Genomic DNA, 21,720 nt, shown 5'->3' with positions numbered 1-21,720 from the left:
CCACCTGACCGTGGCCCACCTCGACACGAAGGCGGGGAATGTCTCCGGGGGGAGACAAATGATCACCGGGGGATACATATGAACATTTCCGATTTCCATGGTTCTGCGACCGCGCTCTCGGCCGAGAGCAACGGTCGCCTGATGACGGGCGGCACCACGCACGGCGTGGGCCGTTCCACGCCGCTGCGCGTCGACGCCCAGCGCAACCTGGAGCACGTGCTGCGCGCGGCGCGCGAGGTCTTCGGCGAGCTCGGCTACGGGGCTCCGATGGAGGACGTGGCGCGGCGCGCCCGCGTCGGCGTCGGCACCGTGTACCGGCGCTTCCCGAGCAAGGACGTCCTGGTCCGGCGGATAGCCGAGGAGGAGACCGCCCGGCTGACCGAGCAGGCCGAGGCCGCGCTGGGCCAGGAGGAGGAGCCGTGGCAGGCGCTGTCGCGCTTCCTGCGCACCTCCGTGGCCTCGGGGGCCGGGCGGCTGCTGCCGCCGCAGGTGTTGCGGGTCGGCTCGGCGGGCGAGGACGGCGTCGACGAGGCGGAGACGGCGCGGGTTCCGCACCAGCGCCAGGCCGGCGTGACCGGCGGCGGGGCACCCGAGCTGCGCGTCGTGGGCTCGCGGATCCCCCTCGAGGACGAGCCCTCGGAGGACGCCGGCGCGGGTGCGCTGCTCGAGGTGGTCGGCCGACTGGTGGACCGCGCCCGGGAGGCGGGTGAGCTGCGCGGAGACGTCACGGTGGCCGATGTCCTGCTGGTGATAGCGACGGCCGCTCCGGCACTGCCCGACGCGGCGCAGCAGGCGGCGGCGTCGTCGCGGCTCCTCGACATCCTGCTCGAAGGGCTGCGCTCCCGGACGGTCTGAGCGATGGGGGGTGTCCGGCCCTGATCCGCCGGCCCCCCTACGGGAGACGGTCCTCGCGCAAGCTCCTGCAAGGGTGCGCCCGGCTGCTTTCCCAGCTGCTGGTCGGCTCGTCGGCTGGTCGGCTCGTCGAGCGGTCCCCCGAACGGGCTCCTCGCCCGAAAGGGTGAGGAGCGGTACGCGATTTCACCGGGTGCCGCACGGACGAGTGGATGGTGTGGAGAGCGGCTCGGCGCGCGCCCCCCCGTGTGACAGGCTTGAACGGTGTACCGGTTGAGTGTGTCGTGCGGGGGCTTCCGCGATGAGCGTTGACGGTCGGGAAGAGCCGCTCGGTGGTACCGGCGGCGAGGCCGCGGCGGAGAGCCCGGTCGCACGCCAGGTCCCGGCCCAGCGCGGGCCGCGGCGCGGGCGCCACGCGGCGGCGGGACACGCCGGCGGCGAGCTGCCGCCGTCCGACGGGGACCTGATCGCCCGGATGCGCGGGGGCGACGACGGTGCGTACGAGGAGCTGTTCCTGCGGCACGCGGATTCCGTACGGCGCTACGCGCGGACCTGCTGCCGCGACGCGCACACGGCCGACGACCTGACCGCCGAGGTGTTCGCCCGCACGCTCCAGGCGGTACGGGGCGGGGCCGGGCCGGACCAGTCGGTGCGCGCGTACCTGCTGACCACGGTGCGGCGGGTCGCGGCGGCGTGGGCGAGGACGTCGCGGCGTGAGCACCTCGTCGAGGACTTCGCGGTGTTCGCGGAACAGGCGGCCGCGGGATCCGAGACCGGTGCCGGGTTGTCCGGGCTGTCGCGGGACGACACCCTCGAACTGGGCGCGGACGTGCGGGCGATGCGGGAGGCCGATCAGTCGCTGGCGATGCAGGCGTTCCGGAGCCTGCCCGAGCGGTGGCAGGCCGTGCTGTGGCACACCACCGTCGAGGACGCCTCCCCCAGTGCGATCGCCCCGCTGTTCGGGCTGAGCGCGAACGCGACCGCCGTGCTGGCCTCCCGGGCGCGGGAGGGGCTTAAGCAGGCTTATCTGCAGGCCCATGTGAGCTCGGCGCTGAGTGCGGGCGGGGACTGCGCGCGGTACGCGGACCGGCTGGGGGCGTATGCCCGCGGCGGGCTGCGGATGCGGGCGGAGCGGGGGCTGCGCAAGCACCTGGAGGAATGCGCGAAGTGCCGGCTGGCCGCCGGGGAGCTCAAGGACGTCAACGCGGGCATTCCCGCGCTGCTGCCGGTCGCGGTCATCGGGTGGTTCGCCGCCGGGTACGCGGCGAAGGCGGCCGGGGTGGTGGCCGGCGGGGCCGTCGCCGCCGGAGGTGCCGGGGCGGCCGCCGCGGCCGCGGGCGGGTCGGCCGCCGGGGCGGGTGCCGGTGCCGCCGGTGTCGGAGCGGGCGGTGCCGGAGCCGCCGGTGGGACCGCGGGTGCGGGGGCCGGGGCGGGGGCCGCCGGGGCCGGGGGTGGCGCCGGAGGTGCCGGATCCGGGCTCGGCGGGGCGGTGGTGTCCGAGGGGCTCGGGCTGCCCGCCAAGGCCGCCATCGCGGCCGGGATCGCCGTCGCCGCGGCGGCCGGGGTGGTGTTCGCGCTGGCCGGGGACGATCCCGAGCCGGGGGCCTCGGCGCAGCCCGCGCCGAGTGTGGCGGCGCCCGTGGTGCCGCTGGTCCCGGCTCCGCGCACACCGGAGCCGGCCGGTGCGCAGCCGCCGGACGCGCAGGGCCCCGTACCGGCCGAGGCACCCGGCGCTCTCCCCGCGCCGAGCCCCTCCCGGCCGAAGGCGCCGGCTCCGGTGTCCCCGGCGCCGAAGCCCCCGCAGACGCCGGGCCCGGTTCCGAGCCCGGCGCCGAGCCGGAGCCCGGCCGGGCCCTCGCCTTCCCCGACCCCGTCGCGGCCCGTGCCGAAGCCGCCGCATGGCTTCGAGCTGGCGGGGCTCGGACACTCGGCGTTCGGCGACCACGCCGGTCCCGAGCTGGAGACCGGGCGCAGCAGCTGGGTGTGGCAGCGGTGGGGGCTGCGGATCGCGGACCGGCGGTTCGCGCAGGGGATCACCGTGAACTCCCGTTCATCGGTGGAGATCACCCTGAACCGGCAGTGCACCGCCTTCTCGGCGCGGGCCGGGGTGGACGGCCTGTCCCTGTTCACCGACGGCACGGTGCGGTTCTCGGTGTACGCCGACGGTCAGCGGCTGTGGCGGTCGGGCGAGCTCGGGTTCGACGACCCGGCCGCCGCCGTCGACGTCTCCCTGACCGGGCGCAGCACGCTGCGGCTGGTGGTGGAGCAGGCCGGTCAGGGTCACCTGCCGACGCTGGCCAGCTGGGCCGACGCGGTGATCAGCTGCCGGTGACGGCGGCGACGGCGGTGACGAGGGCAGCGACCTCGCCCGGGGAGAGTTGCGCACCCGCCGTCTCCTCCGCCCGGTGGCGGTCGGGTCCGAGCGCGGCGCGGGTGGCCTCGGGCAGCGCGGCCACGGCGGCCTGTTCGGGGACCGAGCGCGGGTGCCCCGCCCGCCAGGCGGTGGCCGCGGCCAGCGCCCGTACGGCCTCCGTGTTCCGGCCGGCGTCGGCGAGCAGCACGGCCGCGGTGTCGGTGAGACCGGCCAGGATCCGCTCGGCGCAGTGCGCGGCGACGGCCGTGGCCAGGGCCGGGGCCAGCACGGAGAGGCCGGCTTCCGGGCCCTGTTCGCGGGCGATGAGGATGGCGTCGATGTTGTCCAGCCCGGCGGTGAGCTGCGGGGGCGCGTTGATCTTCCCGCAGGCGATGCGGGCGAGTCGGGCTTCGGTACGGGCCCGTTCGAGGTCCCCGCGGACGAGGGCGAGGAGCGCGGTGAGCATGCCGCCGTAGGCCCGTGCGTCGTACACCCCGCCGTAGCGTTCGACTTCGAGGGCGGCCTCCGCCAGGAGTTTCTCGGTGCCGGCGAAGTCCCCGGAGCAGAAGGCCGACTCCGCGATCCGGGCCATGGCGAACGGCACCTCGATGTGGGCTCCGACTTCCCGGGCCAGGCGCAGGCACTCCTCGTACTCGATGCGGGCCCAGTCGTACCGGCCGCGGGACAGCGCGACCTCCCCGGCCGCGCTCGCCACCTGGGCACGCAGCCAGCGGTCGCCGACGCGGTGGGCGATCTCGTGCAGTTCGGCGAGGTCGGCGGTGACGGAGGACAGGCCTCCGGTGAAGTCGATGGCCACGTGGGTGCGGAGCAGCAGGGTGATGCCCAGTTCCCAGTCGCCCCCGTGGCGGCGGCAGTTGTCGACCGTCTCGTCGAGCCCTTCGAGGACGGCGCGGGTCTCGCCGGTGAGGAAGGTCGTCATCGGCCAGAGCATGCCGGGGAAGCCGGCGGTTTCGGGACCTGCGCCCCGGAAGACCTGCTGGATGCGGTCGGCGAGGGCGATGTTCTGCGGGGTGCGGAACTCCTCGGGCGAGTGGCCCTCGGCGAGCAGCAGGACGTGCAGCATCTGTGCGCGCATGAAGCGCCAGTACGCGGGGGTGCCCTCGGGCGGCTGCACGGGGCTGAGCTCGATGATCCGGGCGGTCCATTCCACGCCCTCGATGCGGTAGTTGCGCAGCCACCAGAACCAGCCGAGGGCGAGGACGAGCCGTTCGGCGTTCTCGGTGGGACCGCTGCGGGTGGTGTGCAGGAGCGCGGCGCGGAGGTTGTCGAGTTCGGTCTCGATGCGCCGGATCCAGGGCAGCTGGGAGGCGCCGCGCAGCAGCGGCTCGGCCTCCTCGGCGAGGGCCAGGAAGTGTGCGGCGTGGCGGTCGGCGACGGCGGCCCGGTCGGCTTCGTGCGCGGCGGCGCGTTCGGCGGCGTACTCGTGGATGGTCTCCAGCATCCGGTAGCGCATGCCGGTGTCGTCGGGGCCGGGGGCGGCGACGACGAGGGATTTGTCGACGAGCGAGCCGAGGAGGTCGGCGACGTCCTCGGCTGCCGCGCCGGAGCAGACGGCTTCGGCGGCGGGGAGGTCGCAGCCGCCGGCGAAGACGGACAGGCGGCGCAGCACGGTGCGTTCGCGGTCGTCGAGGAGCTCCCAGGACCAGTCGACGACGGCGCGCAGGGTCTGCTGGCGGGGCAGTACGGTACGGGCGCCGCCGGTCAGGAGCCGGAAGCGGTCGTCGAGCCGGTCGGCGATCTGGCGCGGGGTGAGCAGCCGCAGCCGGGCCGCGGCCAGCTCGATCGCGAGCGGCAGCCCGTCGAGGCGGGCGCAGATCTCGGCGACGGCGGCCGGGTCCTCGTCGGGGGTGAAGCCGGGGCGGACGGCGGCGGCGCGGTCGGCGAAGAGGCGGTGCGCGGGGTCGGGCGGCAGGGGGTCGACGGGGCGGACCGTTTCGCCGGGCACGCCGAGGGGTTCGCGGCTGGTGGCCAGGATCCGGACGCCGGGACAGTGGGTGAGGAGGTGCTCGGCGAGTTCGGCGGCGGCGCCGATGACGTGCTCGCAGTTGTCGAGGACGAGGAGCAGGCGGCGGTTCGCGCAGTGCTCGACGAGCTGGGCGGCCGGGTCGTCGGCGGGGGTCTTCTCGCGGGCCACGAGGGCGTTCTCGCGCAGGCCGAGGGCGCTGAGGACGGCGCCGGGGACGGCGGCGGGGTGGTCGAGGCGGGCGAGTTCGACGAGCCAGGCCGGCTCGGGGTGGGCGGCGGCCGTGTGCTCGGCGAGCCGGGTCTTTCCGGAACCGCCTGGGCCGGTGAGGGTGACGAGGCGGAAGTGGTCCAGGTCGGAGCGGAGGGCGGCGAGCTCGGGCTCACGACCGACGAAGGAGGTGAGGCGAGGGCGGAGGTTCCCGGCGGGCGGGGCGGATTCCCTGGCGGGGGCGGTGAGGGCGGAGGGGGCCGCGGGTGTGGAGGGTGCGGAGGGTATGGACGGTGTGGCGGAGGCGGACGGTGTGGCGGGTGTGGCGGGTGGGGGTCGGAGCAGCTCCGCGTGCAGGGCGGTGAGTTCGGGGCCGGGGTCGGTGCCGAGGGCGTCGGCGAGGGTGCGGCGGGTGGCTTCGTACGCGGCGAGGGCGTCGGCTGGACGGCCGGCCGCGCGCAGGGCCCGGAGCTGCCGGGCGCGCAGCGGCTCGTCGTACGGGTGCTCCCGGATCAGCGCCTCGATCTCCGGAAGGAGGGACGCCGGATCCGCGCAGCCGCTGCGGAGCTCGGCGTCGATCCGGTCGCGGAGGGCGGCGGTGCGGTGCGCCTCGGGGGCGGCGGCGTGGGCGCTGCGGGCGGGCTCGGGCAGGTCCGCGAAGGCGGGGCCGCGCCAGAGGGCGAGTGCGGTGCGGAGGGTTCCGGCGGCGGTGGCGGGGTCGGCGGCCAGCTGCCCGGATCCTTGGCGGGCGAGCCGGGTGAAGCGGTGGAGGTCGACGTCGTCGCGGTCGGCGACGGCGAGGCGGTAGCCGCCGGCGGGGTCGGCGGGGACGGTGTCCCGGCCGCCGAGGGCCCGGCGGAGGCGGCCGACGAGGGCCTGGAGGGCGGCGGGGGCGTCCTGGGGCGGGTCGTCGCCCCAGACCTCGTCGACGAGATCGGCGACGGGCACGGCGGCCGGACCGCCGGCGCGGAGCGCGAGGGCGGTCAGGAGCGCGCGCAGGCGGGCGCCGCCGATGGGGAGGGGGGCGCCGGTCTCGTCACGGGCCTCGGTAACGCCAAGGATGAGATACCGCACCGGGCAATTCTGCCCTGTCGTTGCTCTGGCCGGGCGGAGATACCGGGGGCGGCGGCGCCGGAGGGTGCGGGCAGCGGCTGCCGGTGGGCCGTGGTGCGGCGCCGTTCCGGGGGCCCCGCCCCCGAACCCCCGCGCCTCGAACGCCGGCGGGGCTGGAGGTGCCGGGGTCATCCCGGCGGGGCCGGGATGGCCTTGCCGGGTGCCGTGCCGCACCGTTGCGGGGCTCCGCCCCGGTCCCCGCGCCTCGGAACCGGCGGGACCGTGTCCCCTGCGGATCGCCCTGGCGCCCGCGGGGGCCGGGGCGGCCGGCGCGGCGGTTGGCGGGGGCCGGGGTCGGCCGGAGCCCGGGCGGCCGGGCCGCGGTACGGGGCGGAGCCGCGGCTGGTCGGCGCGGCGGTTGACCGGGGCCGGGGTCGGCCGGGGCGGCTGTAGGCCGGAACCGCGTATGACCGGGGTGGCGGTTGACCGGCACCGGGACCGGCCGGAGCCCGGGGCGGACCGGCCCGCGGTGCGGGGCGGAGCCGCGGCTGGCCGGAGCAGGGGTTGGCCGGAGCGGCGGTTGACCGGGGCCGCGATCACCCGGCCACGGCGGGGTCGCGGTTGGCCGGAGCCAAGATCGCCCAGCCATGGCGCGGTCGCGGTGCCGGGCAGAGCCACGGCTGGCCGCAGCCGGGATCGGCCGGGGCGGCGGTAGGCCGGGCCCGCGGTAAGCCGGAGCCGGGGTAGGCCGGGGCCGCGGTTGACCGGAGCCGGGATTGGCCGGGGCTGCGGTAAGCCGGGCCCGCGGTAAGCCGGAGCCCGGGTTTGCCGGCCCGGGTTGGCCGGGGCCGGGGTTGGCCCGGGGCATGGTTGGGCTCGGGCGGGGGTGGGTGGGGTCAGGAGAGGGCTGGGCGGCGGGTGGGGACGCCCTTGGGGACCGCTCGGCGGCGGGGGGTGGAGGTGCCCGTCCAGCACGTGCCGCGGCGGGCGAGCAGGCGGCCGAGCCACAGTTCCATCGAGACGAGCTCCGCCAGTCCGTCCAACGGGACCGGGCGGCCCTCCGCCGCGTCCAGCAGGGCCTGTTGCACCACCCGGGCCTCGATCAGGCCGGCGTCCGCCAGCAGAGGCGTGGTGAACAGGGCGAGGAGGGAGGTGAGGGCGGCGCGCAGGCCGACGCGGGTGGCCGTCTCGTTCGGGATGTGGGCGGGGGCGCCCCAGCCGGGCGGGAGTTCGCGTACGCCGGCCGAGGAAAGCACGGTGCGCAGGATCGCGGCCCGCGCGCCCGGCTGGACCCGCAGGGATTCGGGGAGGGCCCGGGCGGCGCGCACGACCTGGTTGTCGAGGAACGGGGCGTGCAGGCGCTGGCTGCGGACCTCCACGGCCTGTTCGAAGACCCGGTGGTCGGCCGCGTGACGGGTCAGTGCGGCACGGGCCCGCGCCTCGCCGGGGCGCAGGGAGAGCGGGGGGCGGCCCGCGGCGGTCCCGAGCCGGATCGATACTTCCGCCAGGGCTTCGCCGGTCAACCAGGCCGCCGCCGGTCCGGGGCGGGACCAGGTCAGGGCGGCCAGGGAGGCGTCGACCGGGTTCGAGGCGGCGCCCGCGACGGCTCCCTCGCGCAGGCGGGCCGCCGCGGCCTCCATGCCCGCGCGGTACGGCGTACGGGCGAGGCGGCGGGCGGCGGAGTAGACGGAGAACGGGACCAGGAGGGACAGGGCGGAGTCGCCGGGGGCGGAGCGGGCCAGGGCGGCGACCGGGCGCAGCAGGTGGCGTCGGCGGCGGTCCATCAGGAGGTCGGCGAGGCGGGCCGGGTGCGCGTCGAGGACCTGGCGGGCGCCGTGGCCGACGAAGTGGTCCGCCGAGCCGGCCGCCAGCCGGCGCCGCTCGCGGGCGGCGGTGACGAGGGAGGGGCCGGGTTCGTCGGTGAGGGGGCCGTCGAGTTCGGCGTACGGGAGGGCTTCCTCGGCGGCGGCGACGACCACGTGGTGCAGCCGGGGGTTGGCGGCGATGGCGCGGGCGCGTTCGAGTTCGGCCTCGCGGCCCTGGGGCGTGGCCAGGTCGTTGAAGGTGACGGCGAGGAGGCGTTCGCCGGTGCGGTTGACGATGGTGCCGGGTGCGCCGGGGAGGCCGGCGGCGAGCAGGGCGAGGGTCGCGGAGGCGCTGCCTCCGGAGAGATCGGCGCCCACGCCGGGTGCGGGCGCGGGTGCGCCCCGCGCCGCGCGCCGGTCGGCGGGTCCCATTCCGGGCACGGGGCCGGGGTCGTGGGGCAGCGTGTCGGGGGCATGCCGCGGCGCCGTGAGCCGGGCGCGCACGGCATCCACCAGAGCTTCGCGTACGCCCTCGACCGCCCGCTCGGGATCGGCCGCGGGCGCGGCGACCGCGAGGGAGGCCACCGGCTCGTACCCGGTGATCTCGCGGGAGCCCTCGCGCAGGATCAGCGCGTGCCCGGGCGGAATGCGCCGTACCCCGACGTACGGTGTGCCGTCGCCCAGTGCCTCCGGGCTGTCGGGGCAGGCCAGCAGGGCGGCGAGGTGGCCGATGTCGAGCTGTGCCTCGATGAGGTCGGCGAGGGGCAGTGCGGCGGTGGCGTAGGCCGTGCCGCCGGCCCAGGGGGTGTAGAAGACGGGCCGGGCGCCCGCGAGGTCGCCGACGACGGTGATCCGGCGGCCGGTCTGGACGACGGCGGTGTAGCTGCCGGGCCACTGGGTGAGGTGGCGCAGGGCCCCGCCGCGGGCGGCGAGGAGGGCGTTGCGCAGCTCGGCGTCGGTGGCGCCGCAGCAGCCGAGCACGGCGAGCCGGGTGAAGGGAGCGGCGGGGTCGGCGGCGAGGGTGCGGATCTCGTCGGGGCGCCAGTCGCCGACGGCCCAGAGCGGGTCGGGGTCTCCCCAGAGCAGTTGGGCGCCGACGGGCACGACGGTGCGGTCCGCGTCCTGCGCGGCCGGGTCGTCCGGGTGGTCGGCGTCCGCGAGGCCGCCGTTCAGGGGTCCGTCGGGGCCGGATCCGCCCTGGTCGAAGACGCGGCCGGCTGTGCCGAAGCTCGCGGCGATACTGCTCCAGCCCACCAACCAGCGCACCGCCGCCTCCCCAGCCCGTGGGCAATTGACCGGGGCGTGAACGGTGTGGTCGGCGCTGAGGGCGCGACCGCCGGGGCCCCGGGTGGCTCGGGGTCCATGCTGCCACGAGACGGGCGTGCGAGAGTGCCCAAGGAGGGCGCACGTGCCGACGAACACGCCTCGGTCACACGGTATTTGGCGTTCCGTTCCCACCGCCCCATAGGTCGGTTTCGGCCATTCTTCGGCCGTACTGAGGCCGCACTGAGGCCGTACTGGGCGCCGTCGCACGCCCTGGGGCGCCCGACCGCGGCGGCGCGCGGGCGCGGTCCGGGAGACGGGCTCCGCCCCCCGGACCGTTCCGCCACCCGCGGGGATGGGGGCAGCGGCATCCCCGGCCCGCCGGATCCACGCAGCGGGCCGACCCACGCACGGCACATCGAATCGCCGGGGCCGCTGACCGGCCAGAGCGCACGAACGGGCGCACGGCCACACGCACGGAGCACGGGAGGGGGGCGTGCGCCCGCGGCGCGGGCCCCGGCCCGACTGTGCAGGCGGACAACAATCCCGCCATACGGAAGTCGAGGCCTTAACGCTTGGGAGGCGGGGAACTACGCTGGGTTTACGAAATGCCGGGCAACTATGCCCCGGCGGCGTATGCGTTGTGTGCGTTCCGCGTGTGACGAGGGGTGGCGCATGTCCAGGGAGCTCCGCGAGCCCAACGAGAAGCTCGGCGCCGTCCTCGCCCTCGCCGGCATCAGCAACGCCGGGCTGGCCCGGCGCGTCAACGACCTCGGCGCACAGCGCGGCCTGACGCTTCGCTACGACAAGACCTCGGTGGCGCGGTGGGTGTCGAAGGGGATGGTGCCGCAGGGCGCGGCCCCGCACCTGATCGCCGCCGCGATCGGCGCGAAGCTGGGGCGCCCGGTGCCGCTGCACGAGATCGGGCTGGCGGACGCGGACCCGGCGCCGGAGGTCGGGCTGGCCTTCCCGCGGGACGTGGGCGAGGCGGTGCGCTCGGCCACCGATCTGTACCGGCTCGACCTCGTCGGCCGCAGGGGCGGTGGCGGGATCTGGCAGTCGCTCGCGGGTTCCTTCGCCGTGTCCGCGTACGCGACGCCCGCTTCGCGCTGGCTGATATCTCCGGCGGACGGTTCGGTGGCGCGCGAGCCGGCCCCGGCACGCGAGACCGTGGCGTCGCGCGAGCCGGTGGTGAACACGGCGTTGCCCGCGGCCCCGGCGCAGGGTCCGACGGCGTCGCCGGCTTCGTCGTCGTCCTCGTCAACGGGTCTGCCCGCACAGTCTTCCGGTGAAACGCCGCACGCCCCGCCCGGTCCCGCGCCCGGGCCCGCGTCCCCGTCGGCGTCCCCGTCCGTGCCCGCCGCCGCCGTCGGACTGCACGACCCGTCGCCGCAGCGCGTGGGCCACAGCGACGTGACCAAGCTGCGCGAGGCGGCCGAGGACGCGCGCCGCTGGGACTCCAAGTACGGCGGCGGGGACTGGCGTTCGTCGATGGTGCCGGAGTGCCTGCGCGTCGACGCGGCGCCGCTGCTGCTCGGCTCGTACAGCGACGAGGTGGGCCGGGCCCTGTTCGGGGCGACCGCCGAACTGACCCGGCTGGCGGGCTGGATGGCCTTCGACACCGGTCAGCAGGAGGCGGCCCAGCGCTACTACATCCAGGCGCTGCGCCTCGCCCGCGCGGCGGCGGACGTACCGCTCGGCGGGTACGTGCTGGCCTCCATGTCGCTGCAGGCCACGTACCGGGACTTCCCGGACGAGGGCGTGGACCTGGCGCAGGCGGCCGTGGAGCGCAACCGCGGCCTGGCCACCGCGCGCACGATGAGCTTCTTCCGGCTCGTCGAGGCGCGGGCGCACGCGAAGGCGGGCGATTCGGCGGCCGCGGGGGCGGCGCTGCGGGCGGCGGAGGGCTGGCTGGAGCGGGCGCGGGCGGGCGATCCGGATCCGACCTGGCTCGGTTTCTACTCGTACGACCGGTTCGCGGCGGATGCGGCGGAATGCTACCGGGACCTCAAGCTGCCCCGGCAGGTCCGGCGCTTCACCGAGCAGGCGCTGTCCCGGCCGACGGAGGAGTACGTGCGCTCGCACGGGCTGCGGCTGGTGGTGAGCGCGGTCGCCGAGCTGGAGTCGGGCAATCTGGACGCGGCGTGCGCGGCCGGCACCCGGGCGGTGGAGGTCGCGGGCAGGATCTCCTCGGCGCGGACGACCGAGTACGTACGGGACCTGCTGCACCGGCTCGAACCGTACGGGGACGAACCGCGCGTGGCGGAGTTGCGGGAGCGGGCGCGGCCGCTGTTGGTGACCCCCGCGTAGCCGCTTTGTCAGTGGCGGGGTGCAGTATGCAGGGGTGGGAGGTGGCAGCTTGGGCGGCGGCATGGGCAGCGTGGGCAGGGTGGACTGCGATGTGCTGGTGATCGGCGGTGGCATCGTCGGCCTGTCGACGGCGCACGCCCTGACGCAGCTGGCCCCGGGGACGCGGGTGGTGGTGCTGGAGAAGGAGTCCGGCCCGGCCCGCCACCAGACGGGCCGCAACAGCGGGGTGATCCACAGCGGGATCTACTACCGGCCGGGATCGCTCAAGGCGCGCTTCGCGGTGCGCGGGGCCGCCGAGATGGTGAAGTTCTGCGCCGAGCACGGGATCGACCACGAGGTCACCGGAAAGCTGATCGTCGCCACCGGGCGGGACGAGCTGCCGCGGCTGCACGCGCTGGTGCAGCGGGGCCGGGAGAACGGCATCCCGGTGCGCGAGCTGGGCCCCGCGCAGATCTCGGAGTACGAGCCGGAGGTGCAGGGCCTGGCCGCGATCCACGTCGGCACCACCGGCATCGTGGACTACGGGCAGGTGGCGCGGCAGCTCGCGGAGTCCTCCGGGGCGGAGATCGTCTACGGCGGGGCCGTGGACCTGATCTCGCGGCGGCCGGGCGGGATCGCGGTGCGGACGACGGCCGGGCTGGTGGTGCGGGCGCGGGTGCTGGTGAACTGCGCCGGCCTGCAGTGCGACCGGGTCGCGCGGCTGGCCGGGGACGACCCGGGCATGCGGATCGTGCCGTTCCGTGGGGAGTACTACGACCTGGCGCGGCCCTCGCTGGTCCGGGGCCTGGTCTACCCGGTCCCCGACCCGGCGTTCCCCTTCCTCGGCGTCCACCTGACCCGCGGCATCGGCGGCGGCGTCCACGTCGGGCCCAACGCGGTGCCGGCGCTGGCCCGCGAGGGTTACGGGTGGGGCGTGATCCGGCCGCGGGACGTGGCGGACGAGCTGGCCTGGCCGGGATCCTGGCGGATGGCCCGGCGGCACTGGCGGTACGGGGCCGGGGAGATCCACCGGTCGCTGTCGAAGCAGGCGTTCACGGAGGCGGTCCGGCGGCTGCTGCCGGGGGTTTCGCCGGCGGACCTGACCCCGGCGGGGTCCGGGGTGCGGGCACAGGCCGTCCTGCGGGACGGGACGCTGGTGGACGACTTCCTGATCAAGGAGGGGGCGCGGGCGGTGCACGTGCTGAATGCGCCGTCGCCCGCGGCCACCGCCTCGCTGCCGATCGGACGGGAAATCGCCCGCCGCGCCCTGACGACGCTGCGCACGTCGTAACCCGCCCCCGGGGCGGACGGGCGGACCAGGCGGACCAAGGGAGGCTCGGGCACACAGGGCGGACCGGGCGGACCACGCAGGCAGGGCATGCAGGGCATGCAGGGCGGACCGGGCCCGCCGGATCCGGCCGGGCGCCGCCCCGGACCCCGGCCCTGGGGGGTGGCGGCCCGCTCGTCGGGGGGCGGGGGCGGCGGGCGGCGTAGAATCCGGGGATTGTGTCTGAGTCCCTTAACCCCCAGCCCAGCGTCCCGGAAGCCGTGCCGGAGGCGAATTCCTACGTGCCCCCGAAGTGGCGGACCGAGCCGCGTTTCCCCGACGGGCCCTCCCCCGATCCGGCCGGCTCGCACCACGAGCGGCGGATCCGGAGCTTCCAGCCGCGGCGCAGCCGGGTGACCACCGGGCAGGGCGAAGCCCTGAAGCGGCTCTGGGGGACCTGGGGGCTCGACATCGACGGCAACTCCGTCATCGATCTCGACCAGCTGTTCGACGGACTGCCCGTCGTCCTGGAGATCGGCTTCGGGATGGGTGAGGCCACCGCGCAGATGGCCGCAGCCGACCCGACGACCGGCATCCTCGCCGCCGACGTGCACACCCCCGGCCAGGGGAACCTGCTCGCGCTGGCCGAGCGCGGCGGGATGACCAACGTCCGGGTCGCCAACGGCGACGCCATCATCCTGCTCCGCGAGATGCTGCCGCCGGCCTCCCTCGCCGGGCTCCGCGTGTACTTCCCCGACCCGTGGCCCAAGGCCCGCCACCACAAGCGGCGCCTGATCCAGCCCGAGTTCCTCGACCTGGCCGCGACGCGCCTGGCCCCGGGGGCCGTGCTGCACTGCGCGACCGACTGGGAGCCGTACGCCGAGCAGATGCTCGAAGTGCTCACCGCGCACCCGATGTTCGAGAACACCCAGGCGGACGGCGGTTACGCGCCGCGGCCCGACTTCCGGCCCCTGACCCGGTTCGAGGGCCAGGGGCTCGACAAGGGGCACGTCGTGCACGACCTGTTGTTCGCACGCCGCCCGAACGTGTAGACAACCCCTTTCCTCACTCCCCGTGTCAGAGCGGCTCGCTAGAGTCATCATGTGTTCCGAGCGCTCCCTGGTGTCCGTGCGTGCGTGCTCGCCGTGCTGTCGCTGTCTGGGCTGGCGATCCTCGAACTCGTGCGGGAGCAGACGGGTACCGCGGGGTTCTTCGTCGGCCTCGGGCTGGCCGTGCTGCCGGTGCCGCCGCTCATGGCGGCGTTCCGGTGGCTCGGCCGGGCCGCGCCCCGGCCCTGGGCGCAGTTGCTGTTCTGCTTCGGCTGGGGCGCCTGCACCGCGGCCTTGATCGCCATACTGGCCAACAACTTCGCCACCGAGTGGATAACGGCGGCCACCGCAGACGCCTCGGCGGCCGACCGGCTCGGCTCGGTGGCGGTCGCCCCGGTGGTGGAGGAGAGCGCCAAGGCGGCGGCGCTGCTGCTGGTGTTCGTGTTCCGCAGGCGCCAGTTCACCGGGCCCGCGGACGGGTTCGTGGTGGCCGGGTTCACCGCGACCGGCTTCGCCTGCACCGAGAACGTCCTCTATCTCGGCAACGCGTTCGGCGAGGACGTGCGCAGCGGCGCCGCCGCGCTGGACTCGGTGACCGCCGCGACGTTCTTCGTGCGGATCGTCGTCTCGCCGTTCGCGCATCCGCTGTTCACGGTGCTCACCGGGCTCGGTTTCGGCGCGGCCGCGCTCGGTGGCGGACGGCTGCGGCGGATCGGTTCTCCGCTGCTCGGGCTGCTGGCCGCGATGGGCCTGCACGCGCTGTGGAACAGCTCGTCGCGGTTCGGGGAGTACGGGTTCTACGAGGTCTACGGCTGCGTGATGGTCCCGGTGTTCGGGCTGTTGGTGTGGCTGGCCGCGCTGATAAGGCGGCGCCGGCTGCGGGCCGTCGCCGGTGAGCTGGCGGTGTACGCGGCCGCGGGCTGGCTGCGTCCGGCGGAGGTGCCGGCGCTGGTGTCGATGCCGGCCCGGTCACTGGCCCGCGCGCTGGCCCGGAGCACCGGGGGCCGGGCGGCGGGCCGGGCGGTCGCCCTGTACGAGGCGGATGCGGCCGCACTGGGCCTGCTGCGGCACCGGGCCCGGCACGGCGGCCCGGCGCAGGAGCCGGACTTCGCCTTCCGGGAACGGGAGTTGCTGCGCCGGATGTGGCTGCGCAGGGCGACGGCGGGGCCGGCCCTGGCCCGGGCCGCGGTCCTGGAGGAGCTCCTTCCGCCGCGGCCCGTGCCGTGCGGCCCCCTCGCACCGCGGGAACCGCTGGAGGCGCGGGAACCGCTGGAGGCGCCGGAGCCGGTCCGCGTACCGCCGGCTAGACGTTCAGGCCCTTGGACTCCAGCCAGGTCAGCGGGTCCGACGTCGATCCGCCCTTGCGTACTTCCAGGTGGAGATGGGGTCCGGTGACGTTGCCGGTGGCGCCGACGCGGCCGATGGTGTCGCCGGCGCCGACCGAGCCGGAGGTCACCGACATCGAGGACAGGTGGCAGTACCAGATCTCCGTGCCGTCATCGAGCTGCAGCACGATCCGGTAGCCGTACGCCCCGGACCAGCCGGCCGAGGTGATCTTCCCGGCGGCGACGGCCTTGACGGGGGTGCCGGTCGGGGCGGCGAAGTCGAGGCCGGTGTGGTGACCGGAGGACCACATGGAACCGGCGTCGCCGTAGTGCGAGGTGAGGGTGTAGGCGGAGGTGGGCAGCGAGTAGCTGCCGGCGGGCGCGGCGGCCCGCTCCTGCTCGGCCCGGGCGTCGGCGGCCTCTTGCGCCTCCTTCGCCTCCTTGGCCTCTTGGGCGGCCTTCTCGGCGGCCACGCGGGCGTCGTCGGCCTCCTTCTGCGCGGCCTCCCGCTTGGCCTTGGCCTCCGCGGCGGCGGCCTCCTGGGCGGCGCGCTCGGCCTGCGCCCGGACCTGGGCCTCGGCGGCGGTCTCCTGGGACTCGGCCTGCTGGAGGATGCGGCCGACCAGGGTGGCTCCCGCGTCGGCGGGCTGCGCGGCCTGCTGGGCGATGACGCCCGTCGACCCGGCGGAGGTCCCGGTGTCCGCCGCGTGGTGTCCGTCCTGTGCGTGCTGCGTGCCGCCGCCGATGCCGGTGCCGAAGTCGGGCAACGAGGGCATGGAGATCGCCACTTGGGGCCGGTCCTGGGCGGTGGCGATGCCGCCCGCGCCGACGGCCGCGATGACGCCGACGCCGAGCACGGTGGAGCTGCGGGCAAGTCCCCCGCGTTGCTTGACGACACGGTGCTTGCCGCGGGGCGGGCGGGCCGAGTCCTCGGTGGGGTTCCACTCGCCCCAGGCGCCCGCGGTGGGCACTTCCTGGAGCTCTGTGCCTTCGGGGGCAGGCGAGTTGGAGGCCACCGGGCCACACTCCTCAGGGGGACGCGCACGCGCACGGCGCCGTCTCTTGCGACGGCTGGGACGACCGCGCTGCGTTATCGAACGGTAATAGACGGAGGGGAGTGATTCCAAGCTGTTGCGATTGATCGTTAGAGGCAATCGGCCACCCTCTGCTCAGCTTTGGCCATCACTAATGCCACATAGCGGGAGCAACACGGGCAAAAATTAGGCAAGATCACTATCTCTTCGGCCAGGCCCACCTCTTGACGTGGCGTCATAAACCTTGCGTAGCGCATCAGTTCCGTCACCCATTGTCACGGAGCGACCACGGGAACGGTTCGTCGCCGCTCCGGCTCGCCCGCCCCCGGCCGGCCCAGCGCGAGCAATGCCATGTCATCCGTCGCCGCGCCACCCGTGTGCCGGCGGACATCGCCGCTGAGGGCGCCGAGCAGTTCGCCCGGCCCGGGGAAGACCCGGCCGCTGAGCCGGGCCACCGGATCGTAGAAGTCGCCCGCCGCGTCGCGGGCCTCGGTCAGCCCGTCCGTGTAGAGGAGCAGGGTGGCTCCGACGGGGAACGCCCACTCCTGCGCCCGGTCCGCCCAGACCGCGGACAGCTCCCCCATGCCCAGCGGCAGGGCGGGCTCCGCCGGGGCGAGGACCGCCAGGCGCCCGTCGGCGTGCAGCAGCAGCGGCTCGGGGTGGCCCCGGTTGACCAGGCGCAGCACGCCCGCGCCCATCGGGATCTCCCCCAGCACGCACGTCGTGAACCCTTCCACCGAGTCCAGGCTGTCGCGGCGGGTGCCCTCGCGGGTCAGCGCCCGCTCCAGCCGCTGCGCCACGCCCTCCAGCGTGGGCTCGGTCTCCGCAGCCTCCCGGAAGGCCCCGAGGACCACGGCCACGGCCTCCACCGCCTCCAGCCCCTTGCCCCGTACGTCCCCCACCGCCAGCCGCACCCCGTAGGGGGTGTCCTGGACGGCGTACAGGTCCCCGCCGATGAAGGCGTCGGCCTGCGCGGCCTCGTACCGGGCGCTGACGTGCAGCCCGGCGATGCGCTCGGCGGGCGTGGGCAGTACCGCGCGCTGGGCGGCCTCCGCGATGCCGCGCGCCGAGGCGAGGCGCTCTCCGCTGCGCCGTACGACCCGGTTGATCAGGACGGCGAGCCCGGAGACGGTCATCACCGTCACCAGCTCGGTCAGTGCCTCGACCTTCCAGGTGGTGCCGTTGAGGAGGTGCAGCAGGAGCACGGCCACTGAGGCCAGGACCCCGGTGACGACGGTGCCCCGCAGCGAGGACACGGGGGCGGCGATCAGCGGGGCCGCCGAGAAGAAGGGGGATCCCGTGTAGCTGGGCGGGGTCATCAGGTCGAAGGCCAGTCCGACGGCGATCAGCACGGCGGGCAACGCCCGGACCACCGTCCGGGCCGCGCCGCGGCCGGTGTCCGCCGTGTACGCCTCGCACTCGTCGCCGCCCTGCCGCCCCAGCCGCGCCACGCTGTTCTCCTGCCCGGTCCCTCACGCGGGGGCGGGCCGCCGCCGCTTCGCCCCTCAAGGCTGGCAGGCAGGGGGACCGTACGGCGACCCGGTCGGGCCGACCGGGTGAGGGCGCGGCGGAGAACGACGAAGGCCCGGTTCCCAAGGGAACCGGGCCTCGTACTGAGTAGCGGGGACAGGATTTGAACCTGCGACCTCTGGGTTATGAGCCCAGCGAGCTACCGAGCTGCTCCACCCCGCGTCGGTAGACACAACTCTACGTCATCCGGGGACGGACTCTCGCCAATTAGCCCTCTCGCCGCCCGCAGAACCGATGAATCCGCAGGTCAGACGCATACCGAGGGCCGGAAAGACGGCTTGCGTCAGCCCGTGATCAGGCGGAGCAGGGCCAGGGAACCGATCCCGAACGCGATGGTCAGGTAGAAGTTCCGGGTCCGCCAGGCCAGCAGCAGGGTCGGCACGGCCAGCCAGAGGCCGTAGTTGCCGGGGCCGAGGTCCAGCGCGCCGGCGGGGGCGAACAGGGACGGGGCGAGCAGGGCGGCGATCACCGCGGGCGGCACCTGCCGCAGCCAGACCACGACGGGCCGGGGCAGGGCGGCCGCCGCGAGGAAGAGCGTGGGCACCAGGCGGGGGCCGAAGGTGACGGCCGCCATGCCGGCGATGGTCAGGGCGAGCGTGAGGTGGCTCATCGGCTCGTTGCTCCTTCCGCGTGCGCGTGGTCCCCGTGTGCCGCGTGTGCCGTGTGCGCCCCGTGTGCCGTGTGTTCTGTGTGTGCTGTGTGTTCCGCCTCTTCTGTCTGTTCCTCGTGTTCTGCCCGCTCCTCGCGGGGCGCGATGGCCAGGCCGAAGGTGGCCGCGACGGCTGCCGCCGCGAGGACGGCCCAGTACTGGAGGCCGAGCAGGGTCAGCCCGACCGCTCCGCCGCCCGCGACGACGGCCACGGCGAGCCCGCGCCGGTCGGCGATGATCCCGGCCGCCAGCAGGGCCATGAACATGGCGGGCAGGGCGTAGTCGAGGCCCAGCGCCTCGACGTTCGTGACCAGGTCCCCGGCCAGCACGCCGAGGAGTGTGCCCGCCACCCAGGAGGCGTGGACGGCGGTGTTGAAGGTGAAGACCTCGGCCTTGGGGCGCTCCGCACGGTCCGCGTACTGGGCCGAGTGCACCGCGAAGGCCTCGTCGGTGAGTTCGTACGCGAACAGCGCCTGCTCGCGGCGCCGCCATCCGGCGAGCCGGGGCGCGATGGCGGCGGACAGCAGCAGGTGACGCAGGTTGACCACGAAGGTGGTCAGCACGATGGCGTACGGGGCGGCGCCGACGGCCAGCAGCTGAAGGGCCGCGAACTGCGAGGAGCCGCCGTACACGAAGGCCGACATGGCGACCATCGCCCACCAGGGCAGGCCGGCGGTGTGGCCCAGCACGCCGAAGGCGAAGGCGACCGGCACGTAGCCGAGCATCACCGGGACGGCCTGGCCGAAGCCCGCCGCCCACGCCGCCCGGGCTCCCCGGACCGGGCCGGCCGGGACGGGGGTGGCCGGTCGGGCGGCCGGGGCGGGGGTGGCCGGTCGGGCGGCCGGGGCGGGGGTGGCCGGTCGGGCGGCCGGGACGGGGGCGGCCGGTCGGGCGGCCCCCGCCCCGGAGGCCCCGGCCGCGGCGTGGTGCGCCGGGGCCGGGGAGTCGGTCGCTACAGATCGCACTCGAAGGTCCTCTCTCCCAGGGCCGGACGGAAGCCCACGCCCGTCCACAGGGCGGTCGCGGCCTCGTTCCCGTCGAGGACGGCGAGGAAGATCCGGTTGACCCCCCGGCGGCGGAAGGCCGCCAGGGTGTCGACCGCCATCACCCGGGCCAGCCCCAGCCGGCGGTGGCCGGGGTCGACCACGGCATGGCTGATGCTGCCCCGTACGCCGAACGAGCCGGCGAGCAGTGCCGCGACGACCCGGCCCGAGGGGGTGCGGATCACCCGGCACAGATCGGAGGAGTGTGCGAGGTGCCCGGAGAGCAGCCGCTCGTCCTCCCACTCGCAGTACGCGGCCTGCGGTGCGGCCCGCAGCAGCTCGATCACCTGCGGGACGTCGGCCGCCGTCATGGGTGCGGACACCGCCGGGGCCGCGGGAGCGGCGGCGGGTGCCTGGGGCTCGTACGGCCCGGCCAGTACGTGCGGCTCATCGATCGCCAGAGCCAGAGCTGCGGCGCTCATCAGACCAGCGTCTCGTACGGGGAGCCGGGCAGGGAGAAGGAGATCGCGAGGACGTCGCGGTAGCCGCCCTTGTCCTCGGCCGCGCTGAGGCCCGTGACGTGGTGCTTCATCGCCCGGTCCTCGAAGATCAGGGAGTCCAGCGGGGTGCGGAAGGTGCCCTTGGCGAGCGGCTCCTCGTCCCAGGTGAAGACGGTGCTGTGGCCCCCCTCGACGTCGACGCGGGAGATCAGGTGCAGGCCGGCCCACGGGTACCCGTCCGAGTGGATGCCCTCCGGGACCAGCTCGTTGTACTTGCCGGGGTTGATCTCGATGCGGATCTGGTGGATCTGGCAGACCCAGGCGCGGTCGCGGTACTCGTCCTCGATCGGCAGGTTGTCGAAGTCGTAGCGGACCAGGGCCTGGAAGAGCGGGTTGCGGTACGTGGCCTCCTCAACGTCGCCGAAGTGGCGCTCGATGCCGCCGACGAAGGCGTTCATGGCCTCGCTCTGGTAGTACGCGACGTGGTCGAGCGGGGCGAGCTCGCCGGTGGCGGGCACGTAGGTGAAGTCGCTGTAGCGGCGGGTGCGGACGGCGCGGTCGCCGCCGCCGAAATGGGTGTCGGGGGTGAGCCGGCCCCAGGAGGCCTGGAGGCCGTCGAAGGCGGCGGCCAGCTCGGGGGACAGGTTCAGGTCGGAGGCCGACACGAGGGCGAAGCGCTGCTCGCGCAGCGTGTCGCGCAGGTCGGGACCGACGGCGGTGATGGTGTCGGGGGCGGGGATCCGGGCAACGGTGGTCACGGCTGTGTTCTCTCTCTGGAGGGACGGGGTGCAGCGGACGGGCCGGGGCGGCGGGCCGGGCGGGTGGGAGGCCGGACGGCCGCGCCCGGCGGAAGACGGGACCTAGCGCAGCCCCAGCGATTCGTACGTGGCGTCGAGCTCGGCGACGTCGAGGCCGGCGGCCTCGCGGACGAGGCGGATGGCCCGGTAGATCTGGTTGATGTGCGCGATGTCGTGGCCGATGACCTTGCGGATCATGACCTCCATCGTTTCGCCGCCCTGCTCGCCGTGGCGGCCGGTGCGCTGCCGGTCCTCGGGCGTGAGCGTGGCCAGCAGTGCGACGTTGGAGGCGCGCAGGCCGGTCCAGGCGTCGAGCATCTGGCGGAACGGGAGCCGGGGCAGCGGAGCCCACAGCTGCTCGTCGTAGCCGGGGTAGACGGGGTTGTCCTCGGTGGCCACCAGGCGCCAGCGGAAGCCGTAGACGATGTCGACGTCGAAGAGGTGGCCGACGATGAAGGCGGCGGGCCACTCGCCCGGCTCGGGGACGGTCTCGGCGAGGTCGGTCGGCAGGTCGGCGAAGAGCCGGGCGGCCCAGACGGGGGTCTTGGCGAGGACGTCGAACGCGTCGCGGTCTCCGGCGACTTCGAGGAGGGCGGCCACGTAGGCGGCGGGGTCCTCGGTGGCGGAGGGGATGTCGATGCGGTGGACGGTGGCGGCGGCGGTCTGTGCGGTGTTCGTGGTCACGCGGGGGTGCCTTTCGGGGTCGGTGCGGGTGTGCGGTCGTCGGGGCGGGCGTGCGGTCGTCGGTGGGGTCGTCGGTGCGGGCGTGCGGTCGTC

Annotated in this window: 15 protein-coding genes and 1 tRNA gene; 6 read left to right on the top strand and 10 right to left on the bottom strand. The window is 75.4% G+C overall.

What is annotated here, in order from left to right; genetic code table 11:
- Positions 1-78: 78 nt before the first annotated feature.
- Entirely contained in the window at positions 79-855 is a 777-nt protein-coding gene (locus tag ACIPK4_RS09690; protein WP_402310598.1) for a TetR/AcrR family transcriptional regulator, read from the top strand.
- 298 nt (positions 856-1,153) lie between these two features.
- The gene (locus tag ACIPK4_RS09685; protein ID WP_402310596.1) at positions 1,154-3,184 is read left to right on the top strand and encodes a sigma-70 family RNA polymerase sigma factor; all 2,031 of its coding nucleotides are present in this window, start codon (positions 1,154-1,156) and stop codon (positions 3,182-3,184) included.
- Here the strand turns inward: ACIPK4_RS09685 and ACIPK4_RS09680 are convergent.
- The gene (locus tag ACIPK4_RS09680) at positions 3,171-6,473 is read right to left on the bottom strand and encodes a BTAD domain-containing putative transcriptional regulator (protein WP_402310593.1); all 3,303 of its coding nucleotides are present in this window, start codon (positions 6,471-6,473) and stop codon (positions 3,171-3,173) included. The two genes, ACIPK4_RS09685 and ACIPK4_RS09680, sit on opposite strands and share 14 nt — an antisense overlap.
- Before the next feature lie 875 nt (positions 6,474-7,348).
- Complete coding sequence (locus ACIPK4_RS09675; protein WP_402310590.1) at positions 7,349-9,523, bottom strand: asparagine synthase-related protein; 2,175 nt, start codon at positions 9,521-9,523, stop codon at positions 7,349-7,351.
- Between the two features lie 672 nt (positions 9,524-10,195).
- Here ACIPK4_RS09675 and ACIPK4_RS09670 point away from each other — a divergent pair.
- From ACIPK4_RS09670 to ACIPK4_RS09655, 4 genes are all read left to right on the top strand, one after another.
- Positions 10,196-11,830 (top strand): sporulation protein, encoded by a 1,635-nt coding sequence (locus ACIPK4_RS09670; RefSeq protein WP_402310587.1) that lies wholly within the window; start codon positions 10,196-10,198, stop codon positions 11,828-11,830.
- Positions 11,831-11,891: 61 nt separating this feature from the next.
- Positions 11,892-13,100 carry an L-2-hydroxyglutarate oxidase gene (gene lhgO, locus ACIPK4_RS09665; RefSeq protein WP_402310647.1) on the top strand — a complete coding sequence of 403 codons (1,209 nt, stop codon included), beginning with the start codon at positions 11,892-11,894 and terminating at the stop codon, positions 13,098-13,100.
- A 215-nt stretch (positions 13,101-13,315) separates the two neighbouring features.
- Entirely contained in the window at positions 13,316-14,128 is an 813-nt protein-coding gene (gene trmB / locus ACIPK4_RS09660; protein ID WP_402310585.1) for a tRNA (guanosine(46)-N7)-methyltransferase TrmB, read from the top strand.
- Between the two features lie 51 nt (positions 14,129-14,179).
- Positions 14,180-15,520: a PrsW family intramembrane metalloprotease gene (locus tag ACIPK4_RS09655; protein WP_402310583.1), complete on the top strand. Its 1,341-nt coding sequence runs from the start codon at positions 14,180-14,182 to the stop codon at positions 15,518-15,520.
- On the opposite strand, the gene ACIPK4_RS09650 is transcribed toward ACIPK4_RS09655, so the two are convergent.
- From ACIPK4_RS09650 to ACIPK4_RS09615, 8 genes are all read right to left on the bottom strand, one after another.
- Entirely contained in the window at positions 15,429-16,466 is a 1,038-nt protein-coding gene (locus ACIPK4_RS09650) for a M23 family metallopeptidase (protein WP_402310581.1), read from the bottom strand. The two genes, ACIPK4_RS09655 and ACIPK4_RS09650, sit on opposite strands and share 92 nt — an antisense overlap.
- A 293-nt stretch (positions 16,467-16,759) precedes the next feature.
- Positions 16,760-17,926: a PP2C family protein-serine/threonine phosphatase gene (locus ACIPK4_RS09645; protein WP_402310644.1), complete on the bottom strand. Its 1,167-nt coding sequence runs from the start codon at positions 17,924-17,926 to the stop codon at positions 16,760-16,762.
- A gap of 176 nt (positions 17,927-18,102) precedes the next feature.
- Positions 18,103-18,176 (bottom strand) — tRNA-Met (locus tag ACIPK4_RS09640).
- A gap of 121 nt (positions 18,177-18,297) precedes the next feature.
- Positions 18,298-18,624: an AzlD domain-containing protein gene (locus ACIPK4_RS09635; RefSeq protein WP_402310578.1), complete on the bottom strand. Its 327-nt coding sequence runs from the start codon at positions 18,622-18,624 to the stop codon at positions 18,298-18,300.
- Positions 18,621-19,628 (bottom strand): AzlC family ABC transporter permease, encoded by a 1,008-nt coding sequence (locus tag ACIPK4_RS09630; RefSeq protein WP_402310576.1) that lies wholly within the window; start codon positions 19,626-19,628, stop codon positions 18,621-18,623. The genes ACIPK4_RS09635 and ACIPK4_RS09630 overlap by 4 nt, the downstream gene beginning before the upstream one ends.
- Positions 19,616-20,128 (bottom strand): GNAT family N-acetyltransferase, encoded by a 513-nt coding sequence (locus ACIPK4_RS09625; protein ID WP_054225324.1) that lies wholly within the window; start codon positions 20,126-20,128, stop codon positions 19,616-19,618. Before ACIPK4_RS09625 ends, ACIPK4_RS09630 begins: the two co-directional genes overlap by 13 nt.
- Positions 20,128-20,904: a 2OG-Fe dioxygenase family protein gene (locus ACIPK4_RS09620; protein WP_402310573.1), complete on the bottom strand. Its 777-nt coding sequence runs from the start codon at positions 20,902-20,904 to the stop codon at positions 20,128-20,130. Before ACIPK4_RS09620 ends, ACIPK4_RS09625 begins: the two co-directional genes overlap by 1 nt.
- A 102-nt stretch (positions 20,905-21,006) precedes the next feature.
- Positions 21,007-21,627, bottom strand: a complete 621-nt coding sequence (locus ACIPK4_RS09615) for a DinB family protein (RefSeq protein WP_402310570.1) — start codon at positions 21,625-21,627, stop codon at positions 21,007-21,009.
- Between the last annotated feature and the right edge of the window lie 93 nt (positions 21,628-21,720).

Source organism: Streptomyces sp. NPDC086989 (genome assembly GCF_044745505.1).
Classification (GTDB): domain Bacteria; phylum Actinomycetota; class Actinomycetes; order Streptomycetales; family Streptomycetaceae; genus Streptomyces.
The sequence above is the reverse complement of the archived record's forward strand: the minus strand, read 5'-3'. Positions and strand labels throughout refer to the sequence as shown.

Bases quoted from the DNA above. Each gene is read 5' to 3' on its own strand.
- ACIPK4_RS09625 (WP_054225324.1), bottom strand. From the start codon at position 20,128: ATGAGCGCCGCAGCTCTGGCTCTGGCGATCGATGAGCCGCACGTACTG.
- ACIPK4_RS09635 (WP_402310578.1), bottom strand. From the start codon at position 18,624: ATGAGCCACCTCACGCTCGCCCTGACCATCGCCGGCATGGCGGCCGTC.
- ACIPK4_RS09685 (WP_402310596.1), top strand. From the start codon at position 1,154: ATGAGCGTTGACGGTCGGGAAGAGCCGCTCGGTGGTACCGGCGGCGAG.
- ACIPK4_RS09670 (WP_402310587.1), top strand. From the start codon at position 10,196: ATGTCCAGGGAGCTCCGCGAGCCCAACGAGAAGCTCGGCGCCGTCCTC.
- lhgO (WP_402310647.1), top strand. From the start codon at position 11,892: ATGGGCAGCGTGGGCAGGGTGGACTGCGATGTGCTGGTGATCGGCGGT.
- ACIPK4_RS09690 (WP_402310598.1), top strand. From the start codon at position 79: ATGAACATTTCCGATTTCCATGGTTCTGCGACCGCGCTCTCGGCCGAG.